Genomic DNA, 3,281 nt, shown 5'->3' with positions numbered 1-3,281 from the left:
CACGACGACGATGCGAGCAATTTTCTGCGTCATAGAGACTCTGCCAAGTTCTTGGGCGCCATCAATGATCTGCGCCGACGTCCATCATTTCCATCTCTGGCCACGCGGCGCCGACCCACGCAAGTGGGCATGCCGCCCGGACAGTCCGTCCAGGCGGCATGCAGTTACGCCGCGTCAGGGACCGCGTCAGAACTCGTAGCGTGCGCTCATTGAGTAGCTGCGGCCAGGGTAGAACCACGCACGCCCCATCGTGCCGATGTGCTGCTGCTGCGTCTGGCGGACGATGACGTTGTTCAGGTTCGTCATGTTGAGCGACATACTGAACTGGTCGCTGAACCTGTAGTTCATGCCCGCGTCCCACTGGCCGAACGCCTCCTGCCAGGTCGGCAGGCCCCAGCCCACATCCCGGGCACCCGGGCGCGTCGGGTCCGCGCTCGTCGCATCATCGCCGCGCGTGCCATTGGCATCCGCCCCCTGCAGCACCCGGCTATGCCAGTTGTAGGCCAGCCGTGCCGAAAACGGGCCGCGGTCGTACATCAAGACGAAGTTGGCCGCGTTCTTGGCCATGTAGGGCAGCGGCAGATCGTTGAACGGCACGCCGTTGGTGTCGCAGCCGAACAGGTGCAAGGTGCCATTCGTCTGCGTCCTGCCCGCATCGCAATAGGGGTTGTAGATCTGCTTGTACAGGCTTTGCTTGGCGTCGATGTAGGTGTAGTTGGCCGACACGCCGATGCCCTTGGCCCACTCCGGCAGCACGCCGTCCAGGAAGGGCAGCTTGTCCAGGTAGGTCATGCCCGCAACTTCCAGGCCGCTGACCTTGGCTTTGCCCACGTTGGCAGGACCCGTGACCGAGAAAATCTGCGGATTGCCACCCACACTGTTGTAGGTGCGGCTGTAAGAGGTGTTCATGATGACGTCCTTGACATCTTTATGGAACACCGTGCCCGTGATGGACTGGCCGTCACGCGGGTACCACTCCAGCGCCAGGTCATAGCTGTTGGCCGTGATCGGCTTGAGCTTGACGTTGCCAGAGTTCTCGCCACGGTAGGAGACCCTCTGGTTGATGGCGTCGTAGTCCTGCCACAGCTTGATGTACTCGCCAAGTTGGTTGAAGCCGGGTCGGTTCATGCTCTGGGCCATCGCCAGGCGAGCCTGCAACCTGTCGGTGAAGTTCATCTTCAGGTTGAGCGACGGCAACACCTTGACGAATTCGTTCTGCACGTTCAGAGGCCCTCCGAGCTGGTCGAAGCGCGGCAGATCGGGCGGCGTCTGCGAGTTGTATTGCGTCTGGAAAGCTGTGTAGCCGTGCGAGACGTCGCGGGTCAGCACGACACGCACACCGGCGTTGCCTTCGATCGGGAACTTCAGGTCGTCGAAGCCGAAGCGCAGCGTGGCGTAGACCGCGTCGGTCTGTTCGCTGTGCGTGCTGGTCTTTTCCGGGTTACCGTCGAAAACCAGCTCCTGGAAGTTCTGATAGTCCTTCGCGTAGTCGCACGTGATGTTCATGGTGGGGAACAGCGCCTTGCCATCCAGGCATTGCTGGTAGCGGTAATCGTTGGCCAGCGTCTTGTATGTGTTCGGGTAGTCGCGCACGGCACCGATCGTCGGCATGACGATGTTCGGCAGCTTGCCCGCCTTGCCGCCATAGAAGTTGCTGAAGTTGAACACTTCGACCGGCACGGTCTGGTAGCGCGGGTCGCTCATGTAGCCGAAGCTTCCGCGTGATTGCCAGTCGAGCCCATCGGTGACCGCAGGCGGCTTGCCGGGCGTGGAGGTCTGCTTGACGGCCCAAGGATCGGAAGTGGACGTCCAGGTATTGCCCGTGGCGTCGTAGTGGCGTGCCACGCGATAGGTGGCTCTCACGCCGACACGGATGTCACGCAGGATGGGGTTGTCCTCGAAACGGTAACGCGCGTCGGCCTTCCAGGCGTAGAGGTCGGCATCGGCCTTGCTCATGCCCGGCATGACCAGGTTCCAGTAATAGTTCTTCGGGTCGGCCAGGAAATCCGTGGCGGTCTGGTCGAACCCGATGCGCACCGGACTCTTTCCGGACACGTCGATGCCCATGCTCGGCACGTAGGTGCCCAGCTGCATGTTGCGGCCGATCGAATCGTTCTTCGCATGAACCCATTGGACGTCGTTCTGCACCAGCCACTGGTCGTTGATGGCCCACTTGAAGTTCCACGCCAGTTCACCGGTTTTCGAATTGCTCCGATTCCAGCCGCGCGAGACGTTGAAGCCCAGGCCGCCATCGGCAAAGGTGTTCGCCCCGAGGCCCCCGCTGGGGTAGGTGTAGAGGCCAGAGGTCAGCACGTTGTTGGCGTCGTACGTCGCATTCTTGATCACCGACTTGTACGGGTTCTCGACACCGGTGTAGATGCCCTGCTCGCTGCCCGTCTCCCGTGCGCCCGACAGGAAATAGGTCAGCGACGAGTCCATCCTGTCCTTTTTCCACTGCAGCGCGGCGTAGAAGCCGGCACGTTCGGTGTCGCCGGTGTTGTTCCGGAACGAGGCCGATTTCGGCGCCCAGGCCACCTTGCCGGCGATCAGGTCGGTCCGCGGGAAGTAGGCATCCAGCTGGATGCTCTCATTCTGGAAGCTGGAGTGGTTGTAGGAGAGGTCCAGCAGCACGCCGACGCGCCCGATGTCCGTATTCCATTGGGTGGTGTACAGCCCCGACACGCTGGGCGAATTCTTGCCCGAGCGCTGCACGTAGTTGTTGCCTGCCGACAGGTAGGCCTTCGTTCCTTTGTAGTCAAAGGGCAAGGCTGTGCGCAGGTTCACTGTGCCGCTGACGCCGCCTTCGATGATCTCGCTGGAGGGGTTCTTGTAGACGTCCACGCCGGCCATCAGCTCTGGCGGGATGTCACCCCAGCTCAGCTCGCGGCCCGGCCAMCCGGCMGAGAACGACTCGCGGCCATTCAGCACCGAAGAACCCCAGCTSAGGCCSCGCACGCTGATGCCCGAGCCTTCGACGGAGAAGTGCTCCGGGTCGCCACGCGACTTGTTGCGGTCGATGACGACGCCCACGACGCGCTGCAGCACTTCCGTGATCGACTTGTCCGGCAGCTTGCCGGCCTCTTCCGCGACGACCGAGTCGACGATTTCCTCGGCGTTTTGCTTGATCTTCTGCGCCGACTGCAGCGCTGCGCGCTGCCCGGTGATGACRACGGTTTCCAGGTTTGCCGGCTTTTCAGCCGCCGTCTGTGCCATTGCGGCGCTGCCGACGGTCAGCAGCATCATGTGGACGCGCTGCCGACGGTCAGCAGCATCATGTGGAC

The 3,281-nt window shown here is 62.3% G+C and carries 1 protein-coding gene; it reads right to left on the bottom strand.

The window, feature by feature from the left end:
• Positions 1–186: 186 nt before the first annotated feature.
• On the bottom strand, positions 187–3,240 hold the full coding sequence (locus tag ACXJKJ_RS29945; protein WP_457394942.1) for a TonB-dependent receptor: 3,054 nt from the start codon (positions 3,238–3,240) through the stop codon (positions 187–189).
• Between the last annotated feature and the right edge of the window lie 41 nt (positions 3,241–3,281).

Source organism: Roseateles sp. P5_E1 (genome assembly GCF_054049335.1).
The sequence above is the reverse complement of the archived record's forward strand: the minus strand, read 5'-3'. Positions and strand labels throughout refer to the sequence as shown.